The organism is Pseudomonas sp. UBA6276 (genome assembly GCF_002438365.1).
Classification (GTDB): Bacteria; Pseudomonadota; Gammaproteobacteria; order Pseudomonadales; family Pseudomonadaceae; genus Aquipseudomonas; species Aquipseudomonas coleopterorum.
The window spans coordinates 796-2579 of sequence record NZ_DJUS01000137.1 but is presented as its reverse complement, the minus strand read 5'-3'; the positions used below and the strand labels follow the sequence as shown (position 1 = coordinate 2579).

At 58.6% G+C, this 1784-nt stretch carries 2 protein-coding genes; both read left to right on the top strand.

From position 1 onward, the window contains the following. The coding region (dnaN, locus tag B2V21_RS16480; RefSeq protein WP_286917421.1) for a DNA polymerase III subunit beta at positions 1-659 on the top strand (659 nt) is incomplete at its 5' end. A gap of 11 nt (positions 660-670) precedes the next feature. Then, a complete protein-coding gene (gene recF / locus B2V21_RS16475; RefSeq protein ID WP_282347109.1) occupies positions 671-1774 on the top strand; it encodes a DNA replication/repair protein RecF in 1104 nt (367 codons plus the stop codon). Positions 1775-1784 lie beyond the last annotated feature (10 nt).

Sequence of the window (1784 nt, the reverse complement as noted above, 5' to 3'; positions counted from 1 at the left end):
AGGACGTGCGCTACTACCTCAATGGCATGCTGCTGGAAGTATCGGCCGGCATCATCCGAGCAGTCGCCACCGACGGCCATCGTCTGGCCATGTGCTCGATGCAGGCCGATATCGGTCAAGCCGACCGCCATCAGGTCATCGTGCCGCGCAAGGGCATTCTGGAACTGGCCCGTCTGCTGACCGAGCCCGACGGCAATGTCAGCATCGTGCTGGGCCAGCATCATATCCGCGCAACCACGGGTGAGTTCACCTTCACATCCAAGCTGGTCGACGGCAAATTCCCTGACTATGAGCGTGTGCTGCCCAAAGGTGGCGACAAGCTGGTGCTGGGTGACCGTCAGGCACTACGTGAGGCCTTCAGCCGCACCGCGATCCTGTCCAATGAAAAGTATCGCGGCATCCGCCTGCAACTGGCAGCCGGTCAGCTCAAGATCCAGGCCAACAACCCTGAACAGGAAGAAGCGGAAGAAGAAGTGGCCGTGGACTATAACGGCGGTGCGTTGGAAATCGGCTTCAACGTCAGTTATCTGCTCGACGTGCTGGGAGTGATGACGACCGAGCAGGTTCGCCTGATCCTGTCTGACTCCAACAGCAGCGCGTTGGTCCAGGAATCCGACAATGACGACTCGGCATACGTCGTCATGCCGATGCGCCTCTGACAGCCACCTGAATGTCCCTGACCCGCGTTACAGTCACCGCGGTGCGCAACCTGCACCCGGTGACCTTCTCCCCCTCCCCGCGTATCAACATTCTCTACGGCGCCAACGGCAGTGGTAAAACCAGTGTGCTGGAAGCCATTCACCTCTTGGGCCTCGCGCGATCGTTTCGCAGCACGCGTCTGGTGCCAATCATTCAGCACGAGCAAGCCACTGCGACGGTATTTGGCCAGGTTGAGTTGGCCGAAGGCGGTCATAGCAACCTGGGTATTTCACGGGAAAGACAGGGCGATTTCACTATTCGTATCAACGGCCAGAACGCTCGAAGCGCGGCTCAGCTTGCCCAGATATTGCCCTTGCAGCTGATCAACCCCGATAGCTTTCGACTGCTGGAGGGGGCTCCAAAGATCCGCCGACAGTTCCTAGACTGGGGAGTGTTCCACGTGGAACCTCGATTCATGTCGACCTGGCAGCGGTTGCAGAAGGCCCTGAAGCAACGGAACTCATGGCTTCGGCATGGTACACTTGACGTTGCTTCGCAAGCGGCATGGGACCGTGAGCTCTGCCTTGCCAGCGCTGAAATCGACGACTATCGGCGCGCTTATATCAAAGCGCTCAAGCCAGTGTTCGAACAGACACTCGCCGAGTTGTTGAAGCTGGAAGGTCTCACACTGAGCTATTACCGAGGCTGGGACAAGGATCGCGAACTCGCAGACGTCCTGGCAGGGTCCTTGTTGAGAGATCAGCAGATGGGGCATACCCAGGCTGGACCTCAGCGCGCTGACCTTCGATTGCGAATGGGCGCCCACAACGCGGCCGACATATTGTCGCGCGGTCAGCAGAAGCTCGTGGTGTGTGCACTTCGCATCGCCCAAGGCCATTTGGTCGGCCAGGCCCGCCGCGGTCAATGCATCTATCTGGTAGACGACTTGCCGTCCGAGCTGGATGAACAGCACCGTCGCGCATTGTGCCGCTTGCTTGAAGACTTACGCTGCCAGGTGTTTATCACCTGCGTAGACCACGAATTATTGAGGGAAGGCTGGCAGACGGAAACGCCAGTTGCTTTGTTCCACGTGGAACAAGGCAGTATTACCCAGACCCACGATCATCGGGAGTGAAGGCATGAGC

Bases quoted from the DNA above. Each gene is read 5' to 3' on its own strand.
- recF (WP_282347109.1), top strand. From the start codon at position 671: ATGTCCCTGACCCGCGTTACAGTCACCGCGGTGCGCAACCTGCACCCG.